Source organism: Limnoglobus roseus (genome assembly GCF_008254045.1).
Taxonomy (GTDB): Bacteria; Planctomycetota; Planctomycetia; order Gemmatales; family Gemmataceae; genus Limnoglobus; species Limnoglobus roseus.
This window is the reverse complement of record NZ_CP042425.1, coordinates 8,975,084-9,001,393: the sequence shown is the minus strand read 5'-3', so window position 1 is coordinate 9,001,393 and position 26,310 is coordinate 8,975,084. Positions and strand designations below refer to the sequence as shown.

The window sequence follows — 26,310 nt, the reverse complement described above, 5'->3', positions numbered from 1 at the left end:
GCTCCGGCGGACCGACGCCGGGGGCAAGTAGGCCACCACCGCCACCTTCGGTGCGACACCCCGCGTCATTATTCGCGGCGCGGAATGTTGCGTTCGTCCCTTCGGTTCACTTCTTTCAGGGCAGGTTGGCACCGACAGCCTTGGCCGGGGCGTCTTCGAGCGACAGCCGGTAGGAGAATGCCCCGAGCATCTCCCCCGGGCGTTCGTGACACGCCGCGCACTGCTTCCCGGCGTAGATCCCGCTCAGCGCTCGAATCGTCTCGCCCTGCTTCTCGGCTTGAACGAGTTCGCCGCCGCCCCGGATCACCTCCAGCGCCTTCGTCTCGAACGTGTCGGGCTGGCGCGTCTTTGCGTCCTTATTCTCTATTTCCTTCTTGTCCTTCCGCATCGCCCCATCGACCGCCTCGCTGCTCAGGTACACGACCGGGTCCTTGTGCTTGACCAGCCCGACCAACTGCACCTCCTTGACCACCCAGGTCTTCTTCGCGGCCGCGGAAGGAATGGCGGTCGCCTCTCCCACGGTCTTCGCGAACGAGAAGTGCGCGGCCTTCCCGTCCTTGTCTGGTCGGATGGCGACAGGGTCTTTCCCGGCCGGCCGCTGATCCGCCGAACCTTGGGCTTGCGACTTCGGCGGTTCGAGGACGTCCGTGAGGGGCGGCTCAATGCGGCGGATCCCGAACCCGAACTGGTCGATGAACAACTTGACGGCGTGGCGGTGGAGGGCGGTCAGCCCGGCCGTCTCTGCCTTGGTCGGGGCTTCGACAGACGGCTTGGGATCGGCTGGGACCGCTCCGCAACCAATCCCGACGAGAGCCGTGAGTGACCAGAACCTGCGATTCAAGCGCGTCGGGAAGCGTGGGGTCATTGATGTCCTCCGGGTGGGTACACGTCCAGTATGTACCGGCCTTCATTAACGGCACAAGGCACCGGTATCGGCTTGTTGCGCCGCAGTTACACCGCCCCGTGAGAATGCATCGCTCCTTGTCCGGCAACTCCCTGATTGCTCACTCGATCTCGTCAAGCGCACAGGGGCGTGGTTTTTCGGTGATCAAGTCGTCTGCGGGCGGATCATTTTTTCCTTCGAGCGTGTCTTCTCTCGCAGGTGTGAGGATCGGATTCAACCCCGGCCCGCCGGACCGCGACCCCCGAAGGGCAAACGCATGGGCCTTCAACACACAATCTCCATAACAAGGAGACACGCCCGCGGTGGAAAGATCGGGAAAACGTGCCGCGGTCGTCTCGGTCTGGCGGCTGACCGGGTGAAATCTGGACGGCGGATCGAAGACGTTCGCCGCGTGCGTCGCGAGAATACCCCGGGCGTTTGAGGTGAACGGGAGGGAACGAATGGACATTACGCGAAACGGCTCTCAACCATCGGGTCGGGGGCCGGCCGAGTATTTCACCGGGACGGTCCGCATCGACCCACTGTTCCAGACCGCGGCCCCGGCCCGCGCAGCCGCCGCGTCTGTTACGTTCGAGCCAGGGGCGCGGACGGCGTGGCACACCCACCCGCTCGGCCAGACCTTGATCGTGACGGCCGGGTGCGGTCGGGCGCAGCGGTGGGGCGGTCCAGTCGAGGAGATCCGACCGGGCGATATAATCTGGTTCCCGCCGGGCGAGAAACACTGGCACGGGGCCGCGCCGACGACCGCGATGACGCATCTCGCCATCCAAGAGCGGCTCGATGGCACGGCGGTCGAATGGCTGGAACACGTCACCAACGAGCAGTATCTGGCCTGATCGCACGAAGCCGAGTACGAACAGCCGCCCCGTGCCTCCTGCTCACGCTCGCCCCGGGCGGGCGAGCGGAACGAGACGTGGGTGACTCTCGGCCGCAGTTCACGTCACATTCCTTCGGAACTCCAGGGCGTCCGTGTCAAGTGCGGCGGCATGAGTGAGTGGAGCCGGCGGTTACGCCACCCGCGGGAGGGGATGGTGCTGGTCCAGCACGTCGGCCAGCACGCCCACCAAGGCGTCGATCTCGGTCGGCTGGTGGTTCGCGTTCACCTGCACGCGGAGCAGCCCACCGTGGTGCGGCACTGCCGGGAAGATCACCGACTGGACATAGAACCCGCGGTCGAACACAGCCCGCCCGGCCCGGAGGGTGGCCGCCTCGTCCCCGACCAACACCGACGCGATCGCTCCCACGCCGCCGATCACCGGAAGGCCGCGGCCGCGGGCGCCGCCGCAGAACCGGGTCATGTTCCGGCCGAGCGCCGCACGCAGTTCGTCGCCGTCCGCGGAGTCGAGGATGTCCACCGCGGCACACACCGCGTCCAGGTACGGAGGCGGCACCGGCCCGCCAAAGATCAGCGGTGCCGACCGGAGCTTGAGGAGGAACCGTACCCGCTCCGGACAGGCCACGAAGCCGCCGAAGCACGATACCGCCTTGGACAGCGACCCCACCACCACGGTGTTGTCGTAGTTGCCGAGGGCGTCGAGAACGGTCCCCCGACCGCGGGAGCCCAGCACGCCCGTGCCGTGGGCGTCGTCCACGTACAGTACGGCGTCATTGGCCGCCGCGACGTCACGCAACTCGACGAGGGCGGCCAGGGTGCCGGTCATGCTGTACACGCCGTCCACAGCAACTAGCGCTGATCGGTACGGCCGGAGGCTCTTGAGCGCCCGGTCCAGGTCGGCCGGGTCGTTGTGAGCGAACTGCCCGGTTTTCACCCCGCTCGCCTTTGCCAGCTTCACTCCCTGCTGCACGGAATTGTGGGCGTACTGGTCGGTCACGACCGCGTCTTGTCGCGTGAGGAGTGCCGGCAGAGCGCCCAGGTTTGCCAGCGTGACGGACGGGTAGATGAGTGCCGACTCGGCCCCCAGCCAGGCGGCGATCTTTTCTTCCGCCCGCACGTTCGATTCGACGCTCGAAAACGCCCGCGACGAACCGTTGTGACTCCCCCAGTGGTCCAGTCCGTCGCGGACGGCGGCCAGCACCCGCGGGTCGCGGTCGAGGCCGAGGAAGCTGTCCGACCCGAAGTTGACGACCCACCGCCCGGCCAGCTTCACCCGCCGCCCGGGGCCGGCCTCTTCCAACGTCATGTCCTTCATGTGGAGATCGGGGTGATCCCGGAAGAAGCCTTCCAAGTGACGAACCAACGGGCTGGCGGCGAGTCCGGCCGCCAGTCGATCGAGGGGGTGCTGCATCACAATTTCTCCGCATCCAAATCGGCAGCGTGGCGGCGCCGCAGGGTCTAAGGTTTATTCGGCCGGTGAGGCCTGGTGGGTTCAGGCTGGACTGGCGGATTAGATAATTTTATCCGCCGGCGCTGTCGATAATCAAAACGCGGAAAAGGAGGGGACTTGCGTGGCGGGGGCGTTTTTCGGACGGGTTGTCGTGGTCACCGGGGCGTCGAGCGGCATCGGCCGGGAGTTGGCCCGCCAGCTCGCCGCCGCCGGAGCGCGGGTCGGGCTAGTCGCCCGCCGGGAAGACGCCCTGCGAGAACTCGCAGAACTGATCCGGGCGGCCGGCGGCGAGGCCGTCGTGGCCCCCGCCGATGTGGCCGACCGTGCGCAAGCCACCGCGGCCGTAGCCGTGGTGCGGGACGCCTTCGGCCCGGTCGATTTGATGATCGCCAACGCCGGCGTCGGTGCGCCGACGCGGCTTGACCCGGTGAACGTGCCGGATGTGGAGGCGATGATCCGGGTGAACGTCCTCGGGGTCGTTTACGCCTTCGCGGCAGTGATGCCGGACATGCTCGCCCGCCGGTCGGGCCACCTGGCCGCGGTGTCGAGCCTGGCCAGTTACCTGGCGCTCCCCGGCGAGTCGGGCTACTGCGCCAGCAAGGCGGCGGTGAATACTTACCTGGCCGGGTTGCAGGCACACCTCCGCGGCCGGGGCGTGACGGTCACCACCCTCTGCCCCGGGTTCGTGAAGACCGCGATGACGGAGGGGAACGACTTCTGGATGCCGGGCCTCCTCACCGCCGAGGAGGCGGCCCGGCGGATGCTCCGGGCACTGTCTCGCCGCAAGGCCGTGTACAACTTTCCGCTCTCTTGCCGCTTGCTGGTCGGGCTGGCCCGGTGGCTGCCGGCGTGGGCAGTAGGCCGGGTGATGGCCGATTACAACGACACAGCCGCGGGGCACTAGGGCCGATCGCTCACTCGCCCGCGATCGGATGGGCCGTCCAGCGGGCCGGCGGATCCCAGGCCGGGGCGAGCTTGAGGTGCTTGTTCAGATACGGGTTGAGCGAGGCGTCCATAAACAGGTCGCGGGGGTAGGTGGCCGACGGCCGGGCGGTGGCCGCGTCCAGCAGCCCGGCCGCCACGCACGCCTCGGTCACGAGTTCCGAGCAGTAGTAGCTCGGCCGGTCGCCGTGCGGCTTCCCCAGGAATACGGTCTTGACCGGGCCGCGAGGGCGGAACGGCGTGAGTTGTAGGCCCAGCCGGCCGAGGGCGAACCGCTTGCCGTCGGTGTCCAGGGCGAACTTGGTCAGTGCTGCCGACTGGCATTCCGTCAGTGGCACGGCCCGTCGGCGGATCCAGACACGGCCCTTGGCCTCGTAGCTGTTCAGGTGCGGGAGGGCGTCGAGGGCGGTGCAGCGGAGGGTGTCGTGCGGGCCGCCCTCGATGATCGCCATCCTCCCGTCCGGGCGGCGGAAGAAGATGGCCGAGTGGGTCGGGTGGCTGGTCCCGGCGATCCGGTGCATGGTAATCCAGAACAGCGAGTGATCGGCCGCGAACAAGATGTCGCCGGGCTGCGGGTCGTACGGCCGGGCTGGCAGTCGGATCACGTGGTCCTCGCAGTACGACGGTTGGTAGAGGAACGACGCGGGGGCATCGGCCCCCAGACCGGCGGGGGCGAGGGCGACGGCCGACAAGATCAGCGCGAGCATATGCGTCTCCGTTCGGGCGTGGCGGGCGGCCCGGTAGATCATCAGCCCGGACGCGGGGCAGACTTCAGGCCGGCTCAGCCGAACCGCGGGACGGCGGGCAGGCCCGACCGGTCGTGCGGGTTCGGCCGACGATACTGGTCGGCAGGGGGAAGCGGATGGGCTGGGTCTACCTACTGCTGGCCGGAATGCTCGAACTCGGCTGGCCGGTGTCGATCAAGTTCGCCTGGGCTGACGACCGGCTTCGCGTCGGCCCGGCGTCGGCGGCCGTGGTCTGCATGCTCGGCAGCATGGGGCTGCTGCTCCTGGCCCAGCGGACCATCCCGATCGGCACCGCCTACGCCGTGTGGACCGGAATCGGTGCCGCCGGCACGGCCGCGCTCGGCATGCTCATCCTCGACGAGCCGGCGACCGTGCTGCGGGTGGTGTTCCTGTCGCTCATCGTGGCCGGTGTCGCGGGGCTAAAATTCACAGGATGATCCGAGGTGAGTGGGACGGTACTTCCCCACCCTCGATCACTCCGATCGGGAGTGGGGGAATAGCCGAGTCAAGGAGGGCGTGGGGTAAAACTCGTGTCACGCCGGCTCGAATCGTAGGCCGACCGCTCGGCCGGGCGCGGTCATACCGTCGGCGTGGCACCACCGGGCGGAAGGGGTAGCTCTGGAGCCATCGCCCGCCGCAGCCACGCTCGGGCGTAGGCCCAGTGCCGGTCGGCGGCGCTCGGCGAGAGGCCCATCGCGGCGGCCGCTTGATCCGCGGTCAACCCGGCGAAGTACCGCAGTTTCACCAACGCAGCCTTATCCGGGTGCCGTTCCGCAAGGCGGTCGAGGGCGTCGTGCAGGGCGAGCAGTTCCTCGTCCGGGGCCGTGGCGACGACCTGGTGCGCGTCCAGCGGTTGCCGCTGTCGGTCGCCGCCGCGCTTGGCGGCGTGCCGGCGGCGGGCCTGATCGACCAGAATTCGCCGGATCGCCTCCGCCGCCGCGGCGAAGAAGTGGCCGCCGCCCTCGAACCGCTGGCTCCCGACGAGCCGCAGGTACGCCTCGTGGACGAGGGCGGTGGCATCGAGCGTTTGCCCCGGCTTCTCGTGCGCGAGCCGCGCGGCGGCGAGCTTCCGCAGTTCGTCGTATACGAGCGGCAACAGGTTCGCGGCAGCCTGGCGGTCGCCGCGGTTTGCCGCCTCCAGCAGTCGCGTCACGTCGCTCATGGGGCCTTCGGCTCCGGCCGCGGGGTCGCGTCCCAAATGGTCACGGACCCATCGGAAGCGAACGATTTCGACGGGTGAAATTCGAGGCGGGCGCCGTCGGGGCTGAAGGCGAGACGCCCGCCGGTGGCGGCCCCGACCGGCTCGGGCAGCGTCAGCAACTCGCGGCCGGTGGCGGCGTCCCAGACGCGGGGCTCGCCGAACCGCGTCGTCCGCGGGCTGCCGAGCGTGGCAATCCGCCGGCCGTCGGGGCTGAAAACCATGTCGCGAATCGGCGAGGCGTGCCCCTTCAAGTGACAGACCGGAACGCCGGTGGCCGTGTCCCAGACCGCGATCGGGGCCGCCCCCGTGCCGTCGCCGAACCGGGTGAAGCCGTCGCGGCGGACCATGACCAGCCGCGTCCCGTCCGGGCTAAAAACCACGCGGCCGAGATCCGCCTCCGGCCGCAGGGCGACCCGCTTGACCCCCGTGGCCGTGTCGAAGAGAACGATGGCCGTGCGACCGGCCACGGCGAAGGATCGCCCGTCGGCAGTGAACACCGTCGGCCACGCGACCCCTTCAGGCCAGGGCGTCGTTTCCACGAGTTTGCCGGCCTCCACGTCCCAGACCTTGACCTCGCCGGCTATCGCCTTGTCGTCGGCCCCGAGCGGGCCGCGGTGGAACGTGACGGCCCGCCGGCCGTCCGGGCTGAACCGGGCGTGAACGACCGGGCCGGTGCGGAACTTTTCCTTCAAATCCCCGGCCGTCACGACCCGCGTGTCGTCGGCATTCCGGAGAGCGATCCACCGGCCGTCCGGACTGAATTCGCCGCCCTCCTGCCCGTTCACGAACCGGGTGGACCCGGTCGCCTTGCATTTCCAACCGACCTCGCCCGTTTCCGGTCGCCAGAGGATCGCTTCCTCATCGGAGACGGAAAACGCCCACCGGCCGTCGGGGCTGAAGGTCAAGTCGCGGACCGGCACGGTGTGCTTGCGGAAGGCCACGACCTCCTTGCCGGCCGCGTCCTTCACGTAGACCGTCGAATTGCCGACCAGTTGGCCGGTCTCAAAATCGACCGATCGGGCCTGATCGAACGACGCCTGCCGCGTTCGGGCGGGGTTCCACACGAGGGACCACAGGTCCCGGCGGCGGGCGGCGGCGGGCGGTGCGGCGTCCCACTCCTGGATCGTGCCGTCCACGACCGACGCCGGTTGGTTCCCCGTCACGTTGCGCGTCGTCAGCAGGCGGGCGCCGTCCGCCGTGAACGCGGCCGCAACGATCCCGGTCGTGCTCTTGACGGCCCGGAGGTTCACGCCGTTTTCCACGTCGAGAACGAGCGCGGGCTGGAACCCGTTCGTCAGCGCCAGCCGCCGACCGTCGGCGGTGAACGCAAACCGGATCGCGGGCACCGAGGACACGACGTGCGAGATCGGGGTCGAGTGCTGAGCGGTGAACCGCCCGTCGGCGGTGAGCCGCCAGATCGTCAGGTACGTCGGCGGCGTGTCCTTCGAGCCGCTGCCCGGCGACTTCATCCCGACGGTGGCCAGCCGCTGCGTGTCGGGGGTAAAGGCGATCCCGACCACTTCCTCGCCGACCATCGGATTGTTGACCTCACTCTGGCCGGTGGTCGCGTTCCAAACGCGGATCGTCGAACTCACGACGCCCGCCCGCGACGTGCGCGCGATCGCCGCGATCCGAGTGCCGTTCGCGCTGAAGCTCGGCGCGTTGGCCAGTTCCGACCCGGCGGCGTCGTTCTCGATCACGACCGCCGGCCGGTCCGGGTTCGACACGTCCCAGACGTTCAACTTGTCCCATCCAGAGTTGGGGTTCTGGAACGAGAACTTCTTCGGATGGCTCAGGACCGCGACGAGGGAGCCGTCCGAACTGAGGGCCGTTTTCTGTTCAAAGATGCCTTCTCGGTTGAAGAGCATCCGCCCGCCGTCCACGTCGTACACGAGGACCTGACAGGCGTGAGAAGCCACCTCCCGCGATCGATACGAGAACAGGAGCCGGCGGCCGTCGCGGCTGAGGGCGAGCCGGCCGTCCTGCACAAAGCCGGGCGCGCCGTTCCGCGGGATCGACACGTCGAACAGTTCGCGGCCGGTGGCCGTGTCCTTCACGCGGACCCGGAACGCTTTCTGGTCGCCGTTGTCTTCGTACCCCCAGTACCCGACCCGGCTGGCGTCGCCGCTCAGGGCGGCCCCGACCGTGCCGACGTGGGCGTGGAACGTCCAGGTCCGCCGAGCCGCGTGGGCGAGCCGGTCCCAATACCGCCACTCGAAGTTGCGTAGGTCTTCCTCGCCCGTCTTGGGGCGCTGTTCTTCCAGCAGTTCGATGAGGCGGGGCAGGTTGTCGTTGTCCCACGCGGCCTGGGCCAGACTCATCGACGAGGCGTACAGGCTGCGGCGTAGGTCGGCGTGCGCGGCCCGGGCCGCGTCCCGCTCCCGCCCGGCCGCCTGCCCCGCGTCGCGGGCCAGTTGCGCGCTGTGATCGGCGTCCTCCCGCCGCTCGTCGGCTTCCCGCCCGGCCCGCTGGGCCGACAGGCCGAAGGCGATGCTCAGGCCGGTCGCGGCCAGCAGCACGGCGGCGAAGGCGAACCCCACGCCGACGGCTACCGGTTGCGGCGGTACGCCTTCCGCAGCCGGTAGCCGAGCGTCGGCGGGCACGCCTCCACGGTCTCGCCGGCGAGGAACCGCTGCACGTCCTTCCCCAGGGCCGTCGCCGTGTCGTACCGGCGGCCGCGGTCCTTCTCCAACGCCTTCATCACGATCCAGTCGAGTTCGCCTCGCACCAGCCGCGACAGCCGGGCCGGGTCGGTGCCGCGCCGCGCGGCGATCGCCGGCAGCGCCGCGGACGACGACAGCCGCGTGCTCGGCTTCGGCGGCTCCTCCTCCCGCACGATCCGCAAGACTTCCAGCAGGGCCGCCTTGCCGACCGTCTGCCGATCGAGAGGCGTCGTGCCGGTAAGTAGTTCGTACAGCAGCACGCCGAGGGCGAACACGTCGCTGCGGGTGTCGATGTCGAGCTGGTTCAACTCGGCCTGTTCCGGCGACATGTACTCCGGCGTGCCGACGACCGTGCCGAACCCGGTGACGAGGGTGCGATCGGTCAGCGGCTGGCCGGCCGCTTTCGCCACGCCGAAGTCGATCACTTTCGGCACCGGCTTGCCGTCGTAGAGGGCGACGAGCACGTTGCCGGGCTTGACGTCGCGGTGGATGACCCCCTTCTGGTGGGCGTGCTGGATCGCCTGGCAGACCGGGATGAACAAGGCGAGGCGGTCCTGCGGGGAGAGCGTGCGGTCGTCGCAAAACTGGGTGACCGGCACGCCCTTGACGAGTTCCATGACGAAGAACGGGCGGCCGGCGGCGGTCGTCCCGGCGTCGAGGACGCGGGCGATGTTCGGGTGGTCCATCATCGCCAGGGCTTGCCGCTCGGCCTTGAACCGGGCGAGAACTTGGCGGGAGTCCATCCCCTCGCGGATGACCTTCACGGCGACGAGCCGCTTCACCGGCTCGGTCTGCTGGGCCATGAACACGGCCCCCATGCCGCCCTCGCCGATCCGTTCGATCAACTTGTACCGGCCGGCAAGGACGCTCCCGACGGCCTCGCCGACGACGTCCGGGGCCGCGTCGTACGCGCCGGTGCGGGCGAGATCCGCGGGCGAGCGGTCGAGGGGGTTGCTCGCGCCGTGGGCGGCGAGCAGTTCCTCCAGTTCCTGGCGGAGGTTCGGGTTGCCCGCGCAGCCTCGGTCGAGGAACGCGGCCCGGTCGGCCGGGCTGCCGATGGCGAGGGCGGCGGCGAAGAGCGATTCGTCGGTCACGGCTGACTCCAACACGCGGGGGAGGCTCGTCCCCCACTATGCGGAATCGGCAGCCGGATCGCACCAACGATTCCGCAAATTTTGTTCGTCGCCGTCGACGGCCGGAACAAACCGTCACGCCGCTCGGAGTTCGGGCTCGCGGGTGAACGGGTCGAGTTTCCCGCCGAGGGCGAGCGGGTTCCCCGGGAACCGGAAGTCGGGCTTAGGCCCGGCCGGATCGCGGCGATCAAGACCGGAATTACCCCCGGAAGAGGCGGACGAACTCGTCGAGTTCTTGGTCGTTGAGGTCGGAGACGGCCCAGTAGGTCATCCCGGCTCGTTGCCACTGACGGACGTGGAAGCCGTTTCGGCTCAGCCCCCGGACCGGCCGGTCTGGGGCGTCTGTGGCCGGCCACGTGTAGAGGTTGATCGCGTGTTGGCGGCGGTGGTACACCAGGGCCGCGACCGGCCGGTCGTCCAGGTAGTCGAGGCGGCCGCCGGTCAGCGGGTACCCTTGCGAAGCCAGGTCCGGGACGTCCGGGGAGAAGTCGAGTTGCCCCCGGAACCAGGGCTTCACCGTGTGCTTGTCCGACGAAACCACGTCCGTCAGGTGATCGACTTGGAGCGACCGCACGTGGCCGGCGACGACCCGTTCCGCGAGGCGGTCGTCCGCGGTCGTGCCGGACGCGAGGCTCGCGACCATCGCGACCGCCCCCAACAGGACCAGTACGCTCGCGGCCACGGCCGCGAGTCTCGCGTACGTCCGCCGAGGGCTGCGGGTACTCGGCTGGATCGGGAGTTGGAGTTTCTCCCGGAGCCCGGCCGGAGCGCGGTGGTAGAGCGAGGGCAGTGCCAGAGCGGTTTTGAGCGCACGCAGGTTTTCAACCTGATCGGTGCACTCGGAGCACTCGCTCAGGTGCCCTTCGACCTCGAGTTGCCGAACGAGGTCCAACTCGCCGTCGGCGTACGGGTGCAGGAACTGGTACACGTCCCGGCAGTTCATCGCACTCCCCCTTCCGGACAGCCGCTCAGCCGCTGCTGAAGTTGTTGCCGCCCTCTCGCGAGGCGGGACATGACCGTGCCGACCGGAACCTCAGTCACGGTCGCGATTTGCTGGTACGTCAGCCCTTCCAGTTCCCGAAGAATAACGGTTTCGCGAAGCTGTCGGGGGAGGTCGATCAGGGCTTGTCGCACGAGTTCCTGATCCCACTTGCGAACTGCCAAGAGAACCGGGTTCGATTCTTCGTCCCCGCGGTCGTGGGCCACTTCGTTGAAGGCCACCTCGTCCCGCTGGCGGTGCTTCGTCAGCCAGTCCAACGACGCCCGGCGGACGATGCCGAGGAGCCACGGCCGCCCGTCCCCGCCGCGGAAGCTGGCGAAGTATTTCGCGGCCCGCAGGTACGCCTCCTGTACCACGTCCTGGGCGGCGTGGTCATCCCGCGTCAACCACCGGGCGAGGTTGTAAGCGGCGTCCAAGTGGGGCAGCGTGAGGTCTTCGAACTGCCGCCGAGTGTCCGGGTCCAGGTGCAACGGCTCGTCCCGTCAGGGTGTCGCGGATCGGCGGATTCCGTCACCTTACTCTACCGACGGGTGGGCGGATTTATTCCCCCGCGGTCACGGATTTTTTTCGTGGGAATTTTCCGCCGGGTCGGCCGGTAGGGAGGGGCGAGCCGGGCGGGACGACCGCCGACGGCCGTCACCCCTTCGAGGACCGCGACATGCGGAACAATTTCGACCGAGAATTCCCGAACGAACTGCCCGGCGACGGCATCGACCGCCGCGGGATGCTGAAGTGCATGGCGTGGGTCGGCACCGGGCTGGTGTGGAGCGTGGCCGGTGGCATCCCCACGTCTCGTGTGCTCGGCCAGACGCCGATTGCAAAACCGACGTTCTCGTTCGTGCAGATCAGCGACAGCCACCTCGGCTTCGCCCGCGACCCGAACAAGGACGTGGCCGGCACCCTCCGCCAGACGATCGCCCGGATCAACGCCCTACCGGCCGCCCCTGCCTTCGTCTTGCACACAGGCGACGTGACCCACCTCGCGAAGCCGGAGGAGTTCGACGCCGCGGCGGAACTGCTCAAGGAGGCGAAGACCGAGAAAGTGCTGTACGTGCCGGGCGAACACGACTTCGACGGCGACGGGAACAAAGAGTACTTGAAGCGCTACGGCAAGGGCACGACCGGCACGGGGTGGTACAGCTTCGACCACCACGGCGTTCGCTTCATCGGCCTCGTGAACGTGGCGAGTGCCAAATCGGGCAGTGGCGATGGTGGCCTCGGTGTGATCGGGGCCGAGCAGTTGGCGTGGCTGGAGAAGGACGTGGCCGGCCTCAAGGACAGTACGCCGATCGTCCTGTTCGCGCACGTCCCGCTCTGGACCGTCCACGAGAAGTGGGGGTGGGGCACGACTGACGCCGAGCGGGCGTTGAAAACCCTGAAGCGGTTCGGCTCCCTCACGATCCTCAACGGGCACATCCACCAGGTGATGCAGAAAATCGAAGGCCGGGCGACGTTCCACACCGCGCGATCGACCGCGTTCCCGCAATCGGAACCGGGCAAGGGGACGCCCGGCCCGATCCGCGATCTGCCTGCGGCAAAACTCAAGGCCGCACTCGGCCTCTCGACCGTTTCGTTCACCGAGAACAGCGGCTCGCTCGCAATCGTCGACTCCACCCTGCAATGACCGGCGGTTGTCCATCCCGACACCGGCGGGATCAACCCCGCCGGCCTCCTTTCACGAACTCTCACTGAGGTGTGCGATGAACCGATTCACGGTGCCCTTCCTGATGATCCTTTTCGTCGCCCCTCTCGCGAGCGCAGCGGAAGGGGCGGGCCACGATGTGCGACAGATCTTCGCACAAAAGTGTGCGGCCTGCCACGGCCCGGACCTGCCGCGGCCGAAGGGGCGGTTCGGGTACGTCCTCGACCTGCCGCGGGTGGCCGCGAATCCCGAGATGGTGATCCCGTTTCGCCCCGACGAATCCGAGTTGTGGACGCTCATCAATCGGGACGAGATGCCGCCGTCCGATTCGCCGCACGGGCCGCTCACGGCCGCGCAGAAAGAAGTCATCCGGACCTGGATCGCCACCGGCGCGTCGGACAATCCGGCCGACTCCGCAGATGCCCCGACGGCGCAGGAAGAAATCACAGAATCAACGCCGTTGAAGGCCGCGGACCGGTTCGTCCGTTGGGTCGGCAAGTTTCACCTGATGCTGGTCCACTTCCCGATCGCCCTGATTCTCGCGGCATGGTTCTGCGAAGCCCTCGCGACTTGGCACCGTCGTTCGACCCCGTCCGAGACGGTCCGTTTCTGCCTGCGGTTGGGGGCGGTCGCCGCGGTTCCGGCGGCCGGGCTGGGTTGGCTGTTCGCGGCTGCCGGGAACGGAGTGGGGTCGCCACAACTCTTATTCGCCCACCGATGGCTTGGCACGATCACCGCCGCAATCGTGGTCCTAACGGCGGTGTGGGCCGAGCGCGACGCCCACGCGGGCGACCGAAGTCCTGGTTTGCGACTCTTGCTGACGGTCGGAGCGATCCTCACGGCCCTCACCGCGCACCTCGGTGGCTTACTCGCCCGCGGCCTCGACTTCTTGGACTACTAGAGGCGCGGCCGACTGTAGACTCGTCTCACTCCGCCCCGTCGCACAGTTCGGCGAGGGCCGATTGGAGGGCCCCGATGGCCGCGTCGAGATTCGCCAGGATCGCAGCCGTCCCGGCCCAGGCTTGGTCGCGCCCTATCTGTTCTAACTCCCACGCGCAGGCGACGACCTCCGCGGCTCCGAAGTTGGCGACTGACCCCTTGAGGGTGTGGGCCGACAACCGCAATTTCGGGCCGTCCTTCTGAACGACGGCCTCACGAATGGCGTCGATCAGTTTCGGGCACTCGCCCAGGCAGATCCCTGCCAACTCCTTTAGCAACTCCGCGTCCCCGCTCAGTTGCTCCAGGGCCGCCTTCACGTCGAGGACCGAGCGGGAGGGCGAAGGGCTAGGCGGGGGCACGTTCGGAGCGACGGCCGAGGGAGCGGCACCGGCGGGGACGAGCCCGTCCAAGACGGCGAAGAGTTCATCGGGCCGGATCGGCTTGGAGACGTAGCCGTCCATCCCCGCCGCCAGGCACCGCTCCCGGTCCCCCTTCATGGCGTGTGCGGTCATTGCGATGACCGGGGTGTGCGTGCCAGCGGTCGCGTCCTGCACGCGGATGGCGGCGGTCGCCTCGAACCCGTCCATCTCCGGCATCTGCACGTCCATCAACACGGCGTCGAACGACTCCCGCTCCAGGGCGGCCAACGCCTCCCGGCCGTTGTCGGCGAGGACCACCCGGTGACCCCGCTTCTCCAACACCGCGACCGCCAGCCGCTGGTTGACGAGGTTGTCCTCGGCCAGCAGAATCCGGAGACTTCGCGCCGCCTTGTGCGGCGCCGGCCGGCCGCCCGCGACCGGCCGCCCCGCGGTGACTCGCCGGGCGAGGCTGGTCACGATGGAGTCGAAGAGGACGGACTTCCGAATCGGCTTGGTCAGGTAAGCGGCGACCCCCAACTCTCGGCAGCGGGCCGCGTCGTCCCGCTGGTCGCCTGACGAAAGCATCATCAGGGTGGCCTCGACCAGACCCGGATCCTGCTTGATCCGCTCGGCCAGGGTGAACCCGTCCATCTCCGGCATCATGGCGTCCAAGAGAACCAGGGCGAACGGCTCCCCCGCCTTCCGAGCGTGGTCCAGGGCGGCCAGCGCCGTCACCCCGCCGTCGACGACCGTCGGCTTCATCCCCCAGGCGATCAGCATCTCGTGCAGAATGCGCCGGTTGGTCGCGTTGTCGTCCACGACGAGGGCGTGCAGCCCCCGGACCTCGGGCACCTCGGCCGACCGGGCCACCGGATTCTGGGCCAGGCGGAACCGCGCCGTGAAGTGGAACGTGCTGCCCTCCCCGACCTCGCTCTCCAGCCAGATCCGGCCCCCCATCATCTCGACCAGCCGGGACGAGATGGCCAGCCCCAGCCCCGTCCCGCCGTACTTGCGGGTCGTCGAGGCGTCGGCCTGCGAGAACGCCTGGAAGAGTTTCCGCTGCTGCTCGGGGGCGATGCCGTCGCCGGTGTCCCGGACGGAGAAGTGCAGGCTCACCTCGGCGGTCGGCAACTCGTCGCCCCCTCCGCCGGTCGGTTGGGCCTCGGGAGCCACCGACACGTCGAGCACCACCTCGCCCCGCTCGGTGAACTTGATCGCGTTGCCGATCAGGTTGACGACCACCTGCCGCAGACGGTGGGGATCGCCGACCACGTCCGAGGGCACGTCCGGCGAGACGTGGTCGGCCAGTTCCAACCCCTTCTTGTGAGCGCGGGTGGCGAGGGTGGCAACGGTATCGTCGAGGACGTCCCGGAGGTCGAAGTCGATGGCCTCCAGGTCGAGCTTGCCGGCCTCGATCTTGGAGAAGTCGAGGATGTCGCCGATGACGGTCATCAGGTGGTCGGCCGAGGTCTTCACCAGCCCCAGGTACTCTCGCTGCTCGGTCGTCAGTTCCGTGTCGAGGGCGAGTTCGGTCATTCCGATGATGCCGTTGAGCGGGGTGCGGATCTCGTGGCTCATGTTCGCGAGAAACTCGCTCTTCGCCCGGTTGGCGGCCAGGGCGGCCTCTTTCGCCAGAAGCACCGCACACTCCACTTCTTTCCGCTCGGTGATGTCACGGGAGATGCCGAAGGTCCCGATCACCCGCCCGTCCGGATCCCGTAGTGGCATTTTGGTGGTCAGCACCCACCGGTCCGGCCGGCCTGCCCAAGTCTCCTTCTCCTCCTTGCCCACCAGCGGTCGGCCGAACTTCATCACCTCCCGCTCGTCCTCGATCGCCGGCCGGGCGTGTTCCTCCGAGAAGAAGTCGGCGTCGCCTTTCCCGACGGCATCGGCCGCGTCGGCCAGGCCGAGACGCTCGGCCAGCGCCTTGCTGACGCAGATGAACCGGCTGCGGTCGTCCTTGAAGTAGACGCTGTCCGGGATGTTGTCCAAGAGGCTTCGGAGCAGGTGCCGCTCGCCGGTCGCCTCTTCTTCCGCCTGGTTCCGCTTCAGGAACTGGCCGATCTGACTGCCGACGGCCGCCAGCATCCTGAGCAGGTCTCCGTCCGGCGGTTGGACGTCGCGGGTGAGGAACTCCATGACGCCCAGCGTTTCTCCGCCGACCGTGATCGGGAAGGCGAACGCCGCGTGCAACCCCTCCTGGGCCGCGGCGTGCGCCCGCGGGAAGTTGGAATCCTCGGCGATGTCCCGGATCCAGGCGGGTTTGCCGTCGGCCCAGACGCGGCCCGGCAGCCCAACTCCGGGGGGGAGTGTGAGCCCCCGGCAGGTGGCCGCGAACTCGCCCCCGTGGGCGGCGGGAGTCCACAGGTGGCTGATGCGGAGGAGGTTGTCCCGTGGGTCCACCCGCCACATGCCGCCGACCTCCCAGCCGATGCTCTCGCACACCGCCTGGAGGATCTTCGGGATGGCGTCGGCCGGCCTAGGTTGGTCCGCCAGCACCCCGGTCGCGGTGTTCTGGGTGGTCAGCAGTCGCTCCGCCCGCCACCGCGCCCGGTCCATCCGGTCCAGCGACACGGCGCTCCACCAGACCAACGCCGTGAAGAAGGCGATGTTACCGAGCACGAACAGTGGCAAACCCAATGCCTGATGATCGACGACCTCGGCGCGCTGGGCGAGCCACCACACCCAGCCGATCGCCGCCGGAATGAGGACCGCCGCGGGGAGTAGCCGTCGCCCCATGACACCGCCGGCCCCGACGCTTGTGATGGCCGCCATGATACCCTGGTCGGGGCGTGCGCAGAGGAGACCGCCGCTCAGCAGGGCGAGCCCCAACGCGCTGTTGAGGGACATCGGTTTGAACCCCGCTACCCCGGTAAGGGTCTGTTCGCTGTAGGCGTACCCGAGAAGCGACAGGAGGGCCAGGAAGGCCACCGCCAGGGCCAACGCCTGTGCCGGCCGCAAGCCCCGGCGTGTCCGAACGTCCAATAGGAGTAGGGCAACGGCGACCAGAAGAAAGGCCACCGCCGTGTTCGGGGACATCCGGTTGGCGTGACCGGTTCGAAGGGCTTCCCGGTCGAGCGCGGCCCGGAACAGGAGTTGGTCCGGGCCGCCGTCCCACCCGATCAGGTAACCCCCGAGACGGAGCAAGGCGATCAGGAGCACGCCCGCGGCGCAGACGACGCCGAGTCGCCGAGCCCCCCTCGCCCGGTTCGTCCGTGCGTAGAGGGCCACGCCGCTCAAGAGGAAGGCAACCGCCGTCCCACCCGGGTTCATCGCGGTCAGGCCGGGGAAGGTACTCCGCAGGGTTCCGATGTCGAAGGCCCATCCGGCCAGCACGAGGCAAGCGATCAGGACCGCCCCCGCGGCAGCGGCTTGTGAGGATCGCCGAAACCCTGCGAGGAAGCGGGGGTGGGATGGGGTGATCATGATCGACCCTGGAGAAGATCAACGCGACGGACCTTCCTGGCCTGGTGACCAGGAATGAAGATCAATCGACTTGCGGAAGTTCCGAATCGGGACGGAAACCCATAGCTGTCGTCGAGTTCATTGGTGGCTGTCTGCCCAAGCATAACGCATAGGCAGGGGTTGCGACATCGTGGCGGACAAATCGCTCCACTTCGCGGCGGCCGAGAGCGGAGGAGGCTCCACTCGCCGAGTTGAACACTTCAACGCATTCGGTGTAATTAACACTACACCGTTAGAGATGGATTTTCCGCGATTTTCTAGGCCGGAGGTCGACCCCTTGTACGCGCGGGTGATGACCGACCCCGGCGGGGGGAGCCGTCGGTCGGCCGAGAATGGCGGCGTTGCGTTTTCGCTGTCGATCGGTGGTGTTCTGTGATCACCTCTTTCACGCACTCCTCTCGTTCGGCTGAATGCCGCACGCCGTAGGCACCGAAGCAATCCGGTGCGGCATTGACGCCGACGGCGGCCGGCGGCATACCCGGCCGCCTGTCCGCGGGAGTCTGTTTATGTTGCGACGATTTCAGACGGCGTGCCTCGCCTTGGTCGCCTTGTCTGGCTGCGAGACGACCGGTCCGACCGAGCGGGACGCCCGCCGCCAACGTGAGTTGATCGAGGTGAACTAGGGCTTGCCGGCCGGCAGCGAAGTCGGGCCGAAGACTCTCCGCGAGCGAACGGACCCCCTCAATTTCGCCACGACGGACGTGCCCGACCGGCAGCGGCGGCCGTGGTGAGAAAAGGATGGCACCGCCGTACCAAGTCGTGTCGATCCCGACTGCTCACGAATTCCCATTTTCGACCGACGCGCCGGGCGTCGGGCGTGGAATAAAACGGTAGCCGGGTCGGTCGTGATCGCCGAGGGTCGTTGGATGCCCAGGACCGCAATACAAGGTGTCGTGTCCCGCCTGCAGCGGGCGGCCACGCTGCGTGAATTCTCGCCGCAATCCTGCGGGGATCTCCTTGAGGCGTTCGTCGCGCGGCGGGACGCGGCCGCGTTCGCCGAACTCGTCCGCCGACACGGGCCGAAAGTCTATGCCGTCTGTCGCCGGGTGATCGGCCACCACCAGACCGCGGAAGACGCCTATCAGGCCGTGTTCGTCATCCTGGCCCGGAAGGCCCACACGGTCCGGCCCCGGTCGGCGGTCGGCGGCTTTCTGTACGGCGTCGCGCGGCACGCCGCGTTAAGGGCGTTATCCATGAACCGACGCCGGAAAGAAACCCTCGCCGGCGAGGTGCCGGACTGTGCGGCGGATCAATCCATCCCGGTCGATCCCGACGTGCTGGTAATGCTCGACGAGGAGATCGCCAACTTGTCGGACGCTTACCGGGCGGCCGTCGTGCTGTGCGAACTTGACGGCGTCAGCCGGGCGGACGCGGCCCGTCAACTCGGCGTCGCCGAGGGCACCGTGTCCAGTCGCCTGGCCGCCGCCCGCAAGCAACTCGCGGCGCGGCTGGCCAAGCGCGGCGTCGCCTTCTCGGCCGGCCTGTTCGTCGCCCTGTCGGAATCGGCCGGCGCGACGCTTCCTCCATTTCTCGAACCGACAGTGGCCCTGTTGCCGCCGACTGTCTCGGCCATCGCCGCGGGAGTGATGCGAACCATGATCCTGAGCAAGTTGAAAGCCGCCGTCACCCTCGGCGTGCTGCTGACCGCTTTCGCCGCGTGGTCGTTCGTGCCGTCGGCCGCGCCGAATGCGAACGCGGCCCCAGCCCCGACGCCGAGGGCGGAGAAGGACGACGCAGGGCTGATCTGGACCTGGGACATGGCGTCCGGCACGCTCACCGCGTTCGCCGAGGACGGCACGAAGGAGCGGGAAGTGGCGCTCAAGGCTGCGCGCCACTTCCAGGGCTTCGGTGCCGACGGCGAGACGCTGCTGTTCCTCGCCAAGAAGGGCCAACTTACCGACGACGAAAGCGGCCTCACTCTGCACTTCGGCAAGCCGGACGACCTGGCCGCCGCGACCGATACCGGCATCGCGTACAAAGCGAACGACGGGTACCTGTTGACCCGCGACAAGAAGCGGGTCGTGCGACACGAACTGACCCAGGTCGGCAGGGTCGGGGCGAACCCGCAACCGAAGCTCTTTCGGCACACACTGATCGACCTGAAGGATAAGAACGAGACGGTGATCGAGCTGCCGGACAGCGCCCAGATCATGTGGGAGAGCCGCGACGGCAAGGAGTGGATCGCGATGGTCTACAGCCTCGGCGCCGACCCGAAGCTGCCGGGCTACCGCTACCTCCGCATCCCCAAGGCCGGCGGCCAGCCGACCCCGATCTGCGACACGCACCATTTCGTGTTCTTCGAGCCGTCGCCCGACGGCCGGTCGTACCTCGGCATCGGCGTTGCGTTCCCACCGCCGGGCGACGCGGAGGCTTTCAGCCTGTATCACCTGACCGCCGGCGGCAAGGCAACCGAGCTTGAGCAGTTCGCGGACTTCGAGCAGCGGAACCTGTTCTGGTCACCCGGCGGCAAGCGGTATGTGATGAAGAAGCTCGGCGACGCCGACGTGTTCGTTGCCGACGCCGACGGCAAGAACCGCAAGAAGCTGTTCGCAATCCCGGACGCAGGGAAGCAGACGCACGTCGTCGGCTGGCTGCCGGCGAAGAAGAAGATCGCGGCGCTGCCGAAGCCAGACGGCCTCATCTGGACGTACAACGCCGTCAGCGGCAAGCTCGTCGGGTACGCCCCCGACGGCACGACGGCGAGAGAACTCACGCTGACCGACGGCGCGCTCTTCCTCGGCCTCACGCCGGACGGCGAGCGCATCCTGTACGCGGGCGTAAAGGGCAAACTGCCGGCGAACCCGAAGGACCCGCCGGGCGGCCTGACGCTGCACCTGCGGCCGCTCGGCGAGGCCGACGCCGGCACCGACCTCGGTGTGCCGTGGCACCCGAAGAACGAAGGCATCCCCTTCCATTTCTCGCAAGACGGCCGGACGTTCGTCTACTCGCCGCTCGCGTCACCGGATCAGGAATTCAGCTCGCCGCGGAAACACTTTCGGGTGGACCTGGCGACGAAAACGGCCACGGAAGTGGCGTTCTCAGCGGGCGGAGAGTTCATCGCCCTTTCGCCGGACGGCAGGTGGGCGATCGGCAACATCAACGGAAAGGTTCACAAGGTCCCGCTGAACGGCGACCGGACGACGCCAGTCGCGGACTACTGCCTCATTCACACGGCGGCCTTCACCCCGGACGGGAAGTCGGTCCTCTTCTGTGGGGAACGGGCCGCCCGGCAACCGGGCCAGCGGGAGTACCGCAGCGCGGTGTGGGCGCTCGACTTGGCCGCGAACCGCGTGACCGAGTTGGCATCGGCGGTGAACGCGGCAGACTTCCGCGGGGCCTTCTGGTCCCCGGACGGGCAGCAGGTCGTGTTCGGCTCAACTCGACTCACGCCGGCGTCGTCAACGCCGGATACGGTTGAGGCCGCGAAGGGAGGGCAGCCGGGCCAACCATCGCCGCTCGCGTTTAATCAAGCCGAGTACCGGATCGTCGTCGGCGACCCGCAGGGCAAGGTTGTAAAGATGTGGTCCGTTCAGGACCTGGAAAAAGAGAAAGAGCAGGAAGGCTACACGCAACTGCTCGGCTGGTTCCCGGCGAAGAAGAAGATCGCGGCACCGCCGCCGGAGGCCGGCACGATCTGGACGTACGACTACAAGACCGGCGACCTGACGGCGTACTCGCCGGCCGGCAAGCAAGAGAAGACGCTGAAGCTAAAGGACGGCCGGCAATTTCTCGGCATGACGCCGGACGGCAAGAAGCTCGCGTTCGTCGGCATCTCCGGTAAGCTCGTCCCGCCGGGGTCCGGGCCAGCACTGACCGTTCATCTCCGCGATGTGAACGATTCCACCGACGGCGAGAGTACGGGCATCGACTACCTTCCCGGCGACCAGTTCGTCTGGGCGAACGACGGCACGCGGGTCATCCGCGAGCGACCCGGGGCGGTGTTGTTCTCCGGCGCTTCCGATCTGCCGGCGTTCGACCACACCCTCATCGACTTGGCGACGAAGAAGGAGATTAAGCCCGAAGGTGTCGGCCTGCACGAACAGGTGATCGGCTGGGGACCGGACGATTCTTGGTTGCTGCTGGCCCAGTACACGGGGAAGGTGCGCGCCGGGGCCGTGACGAGCTTCCGCACCAAGCTGCACCGTTTCGCCTTCGACACGAAACGGTCGAAGGCGCTGGGTGAGGAGTTGCAAGTGTACAACCCCGTCGTGGCACCGGACGGCCGCACGCTGTTCGGCGTCGGCTGCCAACTAACCGACGCGACGGACCTGCAACGGTGCGCGATGGTACGGATTGAGCTCTCTACCGGGAAGACCACCGAGGTTGTTCACCACAAGGGGCAGGGGTTTGCCGCCGGCCGCTGGTCGCCAGACGGCCGGCGGGTGGCGTACATCTGGACCGATGCGGCATCGCCGGACCAGGCCACGTTGGAAATCCGCGACGCGGACGGCGGTAACGCCATGACGGTGACGATTTCGACGCCGGCCCAGGGCCAGCCGGAAGTGGCGGTCCTCGGCTGGTTCCCAACGGCGAGGAAGAAGATCAGTGTGCCGCCGCCGTCGCCCACCGACGTGAAGGCCGCGTTCCTGAAGGCGGCCGGCGACTCAGCCGCGGCCGTCGCCCTGTTCGACCGCGTGGCCGCCGACCCGCACCGGCTGGCCGTGCTGACCGAGGCGGTTCAGGACCCACGCCGCACCGGCGACTTGTACGCGGCCGAACTCTGGCGGGTGTGGCGCGCGGCCGCATCGCCGTCGGCGCCCGAAGGCGGCGTGCCCGCGGCCGACGCGGCCGTCTGCCTGTTCCTGGGTGGCGACCCGACCACGGCCGACGTGCTCCGCAATTACCCCGTCCCGGCCGATGCCACCGAGGGGTTTCGGACGCACGAGACGGTGATCCTTTCCACGGCCGTCAACCTTGAACTGTTCGCGAAGGACCGCAAGGAACCGTTCGGCCACTTGATCGCGGGGTGGGCGGCCGCGCGATCCGACCCGTGGGCTCGCGGCTCCGCGATTGAAACCGCCCGCACGTACCGACTGGCCGCGATGATCCCCCTCGCCCGCCGCCTGGCTGCCGACGTGAAGGCCGAGGCCCGGTTTCGGCTGGCCGCCGTCACGCTGCTCGCCGACCTCGGCGGCACGGCCGAACGCGACGTGCTGGTGAAACTGCTCGACGACAAGAGCGAGTGCGACTCGCGCACGTTGACGATCAAGGGCGAGGCCGCCCCGACGGTGACGCGGCAGGTCCGCGACGTGGCCCTCGGCTGCCTGCTCGTGATGGACGGCGCGAAGATCGCCGCCGTCGGGTTCGACGAGTTCGACTTCTGGAAGCCGGACTACCGGACGCCAGCGGAGTACTTCCGCCTCGCGCCGTTCGGGTTTGTGAACGACGACAGTCGGGGTCGCGCCCACGCGAAGGCGGCCGCGATCTTGAAGGCCCCGCTACCGAAGGAGAAGCCGGCCGCGCCGGGGACAATCGCGTTCTTTCAGCAGAGCGTCGGCCAACTACGACTCATCGACTCCGACGGCGGTAACGAGCGGACGCTTAAGGAGATCGCCGTTAGCGACCAGGTGCGACTGTCGCCGAACGGCAAGCAGGTGGCGTACCTCGTGTTCGGCGGCGAGCGGGGCACGCGGGCGGAAGTTCCCCGCCGCGTGTTCGTGCGGGCGATTGACGGCGGCGGGCCGGGGACGGACCTCGGCGTCCTCGGCCGCCACCTCGCGTGGTCGCCGGACGGCAAGAAACTGGCCGTCACCGACTATGACAATCCGCCCCCGCCGGCGGTGTTTGAGGCGACGCATGTCATCGTGGAAGTGGCGACGAAGGAGACGACCGATTTGAAGTTGCCGAAGGGGAATATACTGCTCGACTGGTCGGCCGACGGCAAGCAGTTCTTGACGGAGCAGGTCGTCACGAAGGCCGGCAAGCCGCAGAACAACCGGCTCGTGCTGTTACCCGCCGCCGGCGAGGAAGTGCGGGCGCTCGGCCCGGTGCGGGACACGATCACGGGCGGCCGGTTTTCGCCGGACGGCAAGTTCATTCTTGCGCTCGGGACCGGCGCCGGCAAGCCCGGCGAGGCGTTCCGTAAGGTGCCCGTGCTGATCGACGTGGCGACGAACAAGGTGACGCCGGTTCCGAAGGTGGACGACAAGGCGGACGCCGAGAGCGTGTGCTGGTCGCCGGACGGCAAGCGGCTGGCGTACTCGTGGAAGGTGCGGCCGGGCGGCACGCTCGAGGTGTTGGCGGGCGCTGACACGGAGTCTCGGGTGACCGTCTGCGACCGCGACGGCACGAACGCGAAGCAACTCGCCACGACCACCGCGGCCGGGGCGTTCACCGTCATCTTCGGCAGCCTCGACTGGCGGTAAGGCGCACGGGCACTCGGGTCCAGGCCCGATGCGGGCGAAAGAGAGTTCGACGCCGCGAGCGGCCCACGGAAAATAGTGAGCCGGTGGATCGCCAGTTTGTGTTCACCAGGGCCGCATCGGTTCGCAAAGCCGACGCCGCGAGGCGGAGTAAGCACTGATGAGGCCGTTCAGAGTATAGCCCCGGTTGAGGCCGCTCGGATTGGGAAGGACCCATGTCATCGCGCCCGCGAATTCCGTCGGCTGCTGTCCCCAACCGACCCCGGCCGACCCGAGGATGGCGGAATAGGCCCGCTTCCCGAGGAAGGCGATCGACCGCGGCGCGTACCGCCGCATCTTGGCTTCAAAATCCGGCCGTGCCTTTTTGAACTCTTCCGGCAACACCTCGTCCGCCCGCCGGGTCGGTCGCCGCACGACGGCCGTGACGCCGCAGCCGAATTCGAGCAAGCGACGCTCATCTTCCGGCTGGAGTCGAACGTCGGTGAACCCGGCGAGATGGATCGCTTGCCAGAATCGGTTGCGCGGGTCGGAAAAATTCCGGCCCGCCGCCACGGCACTCGCGGCCGGGTTGATACCGCAAAAGATCACGTTGAGGCCCCGGGCGAGGATGTCTGGGTCGTACCCGGTTACGACGTCCATGCTGTTCTCACGCGACATATCGGGTGTTGAGGGCGTCACCGGCCACGCCCTCCAGCCGAAGCAACAGGGCCTTTGCGGCCAGCCCGCCGGCGTACCCCGTCAATTTGCCGGACGACCCGATCACCCGGTGGCACGGGCCGATAATTGCGATCGGGTTCTTCCCGTTGGCTGCCCCGACCGCGCGAACGGCCTTCGGCCGCCCGAGCAGTCGCGCCAGGTCGCCGTAGCTGCGAGTCTCGCCGAACGGTATGGCGAGCAAGGCTCGCCATACTTGCTGCTGGAACGGTGTGCCGACGGCGAAATCGAGTGCGACCGAGAACACCTTCCGCTCGCCCGCGAAGTACTCGGTGAGTTGCCGCTCGGTCTCGACGAGAACCGGGTGTCCTGTGGCGACCGGCCCGGCCACAATCCGCACGCGCTGCTGGTCGTCGTGTTCCCAGAGGACCGCTGCCAGCCCCCGGTCGCTCGCAACGAGTGTGAGTTGCCCGATAGGCGATTTCATCGTCTTGTGCACGTGGCTCATCGTAATTCCTGGTTTCGACAACGATCGTTTTGGCGAACGGTCCCGCGGGGACTGTCTATCCCCGTGAAACCTGCTGAAGGATGCCGGCCACAACTAAGCTGTCGGTCCCCAAGGCAAACATCCCGAGGGCGAGCGTAAGCAGGTGGCGATCCACGACAAAACCCTTCAAGCCAGTGCCTTGATGTATCCCGCCGAGTACAGGACCTCACGTATTCCGCCCGGGGTTTCGTTGCTTTGATCTCGGCCAGAAGGGCCTGGCCTGGTCGGCGACTTTTCTTGCCCGGCTGCCAAATTCTATACTGGTGTCCCGTATTGTAAAATGACATAGAGACAGCAAATCCTGCCATGTTGTGCGAGGCATAGCCACTCACGTGGGGAGGGCGGAGTTGTGGCGAAGCGGAGCGTGGTGCTGGTGTGCTTCGAGAGGGTCCAGGCACTCGACCTGGTCGGCCCGTGGGAGGTGTTTACCGAGGGCGGTCACGATCACTACGCCTTGCGGGCGGCCACACCGGGCGGCGGTCAGTTCGGGTCTAGTTCCGGGCTGCGGTTGATTGCCGACGACCTGTCGCGGGTACGAGGCCCGGTCGACACGCTGCTGGTGGCCGGTGGACTAGGAGTTCACGCGGCGTGCGCCGATCCGGCCTTCCTTTCGCCCGTCAGGCGGCTGGCCGCGACTGCCCGGCGGGTCGGCTCGATCTGCACCGGGGCGTTCGTCTTGGCCGCGGCCGGGTTGCTGGACGGGCGGCGGGCCACCACCCACTGGGGATGGTGCGAACAACTGGCTCGGGAGTACCCACGGGTGACCGTTGCCCCGGACCCGATCTTCGTCAAGGACGGAAACGTGTACACGTCGGCTGGGGTAACGGCCGGGATGGACCTGGCCCTGGCGTTGATGGAAGAGGACCTCGGTCGGCAGGCGGCGATGCGGGTGGCCCGGCAGTTGGTGCTTTTCGTCCGCCGCCCAGGCGGCCAATCGCAGTTCTCGGCAGCACTCGAACTCCAGACGGCCGACCGACAGCCGCTCCGCGATTTGCAGGCGTGGATCGTCGCCAACCCGGCGGCTGATCTGTCGGTCGAGGGCCTCGCCGCCCGGGCTCATATGAGCCCCCGGAACTTCGCCCGAGCGTTCACGCGGGAGGTCGGCACAACCCCAGCCCGGTACGTCGAGCGGGTGCGAGTGGAGGCCGCGCGGCAGCGGCTGGAGGAATCCGACGCCGGCTTGGAACTCGTCGCGAAGCAGTGCGGGTTCGGCAGCGGCAACTCGATGCGGCGGTCGTTCCTGCGAGTGGTGAAGGTGCCGCCGGCCGACTACCGCGTCCGGTTCCGTTCGACGAAGCCTTAACTGCCTGTGCTCTGCGAAGTTCATCAGGCCGTCACGCTTGCCGAGCGGGCCGTCGCCGTCGATCGGACAAAACACCCGGCTTATGCCTCGTTTGTTTTTGTGTCGGGGTTGGCCGAGTACCGACGCGGCAACTACCACTGGGTAATCTGGCCTCGGTGACGGGAT

Annotated in this window: 18 protein-coding genes; 7 read left to right on the top strand and 11 right to left on the bottom strand. The window is 68.1% G+C overall.

The genetic code is table 11. The features are described from left to right. Positions 1-115 precede the first annotated feature (115 nt). A complete protein-coding gene (locus PX52LOC_RS38555; RefSeq protein ID WP_149115067.1) occupies positions 116-865 on the bottom strand; it encodes a hypothetical protein in 750 nt (249 codons plus the stop codon). Positions 866-1,344: 479 nt separating this feature from the next. Between PX52LOC_RS38555 and PX52LOC_RS38550 the strand changes: the two genes are divergently transcribed. Next, positions 1,345-1,740 (top strand): (R)-mandelonitrile lyase, encoded by a 396-nt coding sequence (locus PX52LOC_RS38550; protein ID WP_149115066.1) that lies wholly within the window; start codon positions 1,345-1,347, stop codon positions 1,738-1,740. Between the two features lie 171 nt (positions 1,741-1,911). On the opposite strand, the gene PX52LOC_RS38545 is transcribed toward PX52LOC_RS38550, so the two are convergent. Continuing rightward, the gene (locus PX52LOC_RS38545) at positions 1,912-3,150 is read right to left on the bottom strand and encodes an aminotransferase class I/II-fold pyridoxal phosphate-dependent enzyme (RefSeq protein WP_149115065.1); all 1,239 of its coding nucleotides are present in this window, start codon (positions 3,148-3,150) and stop codon (positions 1,912-1,914) included. Positions 3,151-3,310: 160 nt separating this feature from the next. Between PX52LOC_RS38545 and PX52LOC_RS38540 the strand changes: the two genes are divergently transcribed. Next, on the top strand, positions 3,311-4,093 hold the full coding sequence (locus tag PX52LOC_RS38540; protein ID WP_168219479.1) for an SDR family NAD(P)-dependent oxidoreductase: 783 nt from the start codon (positions 3,311-3,313) through the stop codon (positions 4,091-4,093). 10 nt (positions 4,094-4,103) lie between these two features. Here PX52LOC_RS38540 and PX52LOC_RS38535 read toward each other — a convergent pair whose 3' ends face one another. Then, the gene (locus PX52LOC_RS38535; protein ID WP_149115063.1) at positions 4,104-4,838 is read right to left on the bottom strand and encodes a C40 family peptidase; all 735 of its coding nucleotides are present in this window, start codon (positions 4,836-4,838) and stop codon (positions 4,104-4,106) included. A gap of 155 nt (positions 4,839-4,993) precedes the next feature. On the opposite strand from PX52LOC_RS38535, the gene PX52LOC_RS38530 reads away from it, so the two are divergent. Next, positions 4,994-5,314: a DMT family transporter gene (locus PX52LOC_RS38530; RefSeq protein ID WP_149115062.1), complete on the top strand. Its 321-nt coding sequence runs from the start codon at positions 4,994-4,996 to the stop codon at positions 5,312-5,314. Positions 5,315-5,454: 140 nt separating this feature from the next. Here the strand turns inward: PX52LOC_RS38530 and PX52LOC_RS38525 are convergent, their stop codons facing one another. From PX52LOC_RS38525 to PX52LOC_RS38505, 5 genes are all read right to left on the bottom strand, one after another. Next, positions 5,455-6,039, bottom strand: a complete 585-nt coding sequence (locus PX52LOC_RS38525) for an ECF-type sigma factor (protein ID WP_149115061.1) — start codon at positions 6,037-6,039, stop codon at positions 5,455-5,457. Continuing rightward, a complete protein-coding gene (locus PX52LOC_RS38520; RefSeq protein WP_149115060.1) occupies positions 6,036-8,681 on the bottom strand; it encodes a WD40 repeat domain-containing protein in 2,646 nt (881 codons plus the stop codon). Before PX52LOC_RS38520 ends, PX52LOC_RS38525 begins: the two co-directional genes overlap by 4 nt. Next, on the bottom strand, positions 8,627-9,835 hold the full coding sequence (locus PX52LOC_RS38515) for a serine/threonine-protein kinase (RefSeq protein WP_218575242.1): 1,209 nt from the start codon (positions 9,833-9,835) through the stop codon (positions 8,627-8,629). The genes PX52LOC_RS38520 and PX52LOC_RS38515 overlap by 55 nt, the downstream gene beginning before the upstream one ends. Positions 9,836-10,073: 238 nt before the next feature. Further along, a complete protein-coding gene (locus PX52LOC_RS38510; RefSeq protein WP_149115058.1) occupies positions 10,074-10,817 on the bottom strand; it encodes an anti-sigma factor family protein in 744 nt (247 codons plus the stop codon). Next, positions 10,814-11,344 carry a sigma-70 family RNA polymerase sigma factor gene (locus PX52LOC_RS38505; protein ID WP_246173604.1) on the bottom strand — a complete coding sequence of 177 codons (531 nt, stop codon included), beginning with the start codon at positions 11,342-11,344 and terminating at the stop codon, positions 10,814-10,816. Before PX52LOC_RS38505 ends, PX52LOC_RS38510 begins: the two co-directional genes overlap by 4 nt. A gap of 188 nt (positions 11,345-11,532) precedes the next feature. On the opposite strand from PX52LOC_RS38505, the gene PX52LOC_RS38500 reads away from it, so the two are divergent. Further along, positions 11,533-12,498, top strand: coding sequence for a metallophosphoesterase family protein (locus PX52LOC_RS38500; protein WP_149115057.1), 966 nt, complete (start codon positions 11,533-11,535; stop codon positions 12,496-12,498). Positions 12,499-12,574: 76 nt separating this feature from the next. Further along, positions 12,575-13,417: a c-type cytochrome domain-containing protein gene (locus PX52LOC_RS38495; RefSeq protein WP_149115056.1), complete on the top strand. Its 843-nt coding sequence runs from the start codon at positions 12,575-12,577 to the stop codon at positions 13,415-13,417. Positions 13,418-13,442: 25 nt separating this feature from the next. Here PX52LOC_RS38495 and PX52LOC_RS38490 read toward each other — a convergent pair whose 3' ends face one another. Then, on the bottom strand, positions 13,443-17,240 hold the full coding sequence (locus PX52LOC_RS38490) for a response regulator (protein WP_149115055.1): 3,798 nt from the start codon (positions 17,238-17,240) through the stop codon (positions 13,443-13,445). A 932-nt stretch (positions 17,241-18,172) separates the two neighbouring features. Here PX52LOC_RS38490 and PX52LOC_RS38485 point away from each other — a divergent pair. After that, complete coding sequence (locus PX52LOC_RS38485) at positions 18,173-23,644, top strand: sigma-70 family RNA polymerase sigma factor (protein WP_168219478.1); 5,472 nt, start codon at positions 18,173-18,175, stop codon at positions 23,642-23,644. Between the two features lie 102 nt (positions 23,645-23,746). On the opposite strand, the gene mug is transcribed toward PX52LOC_RS38485, so the two are convergent. Both mug and PX52LOC_RS38475 read right to left on the bottom strand, forming a co-directional pair. Beyond that, positions 23,747-24,280: a G/U mismatch-specific DNA glycosylase gene (mug, locus tag PX52LOC_RS38480; RefSeq protein ID WP_218575239.1), complete on the bottom strand. Its 534-nt coding sequence runs from the start codon at positions 24,278-24,280 to the stop codon at positions 23,747-23,749. Between the two features lie 7 nt (positions 24,281-24,287). Continuing rightward, a complete protein-coding gene (locus PX52LOC_RS38475; protein ID WP_149115052.1) occupies positions 24,288-24,803 on the bottom strand; it encodes a methylated-DNA--[protein]-cysteine S-methyltransferase in 516 nt (171 codons plus the stop codon). A 388-nt stretch (positions 24,804-25,191) separates the two neighbouring features. On the opposite strand from PX52LOC_RS38475, the gene PX52LOC_RS38470 reads away from it, so the two are divergent. Continuing rightward, positions 25,192-26,145 (top strand): GlxA family transcriptional regulator, encoded by a 954-nt coding sequence (locus PX52LOC_RS38470; RefSeq protein WP_149115051.1) that lies wholly within the window; start codon positions 25,192-25,194, stop codon positions 26,143-26,145. Positions 26,146-26,310: the final 165 nt, after the last annotated feature.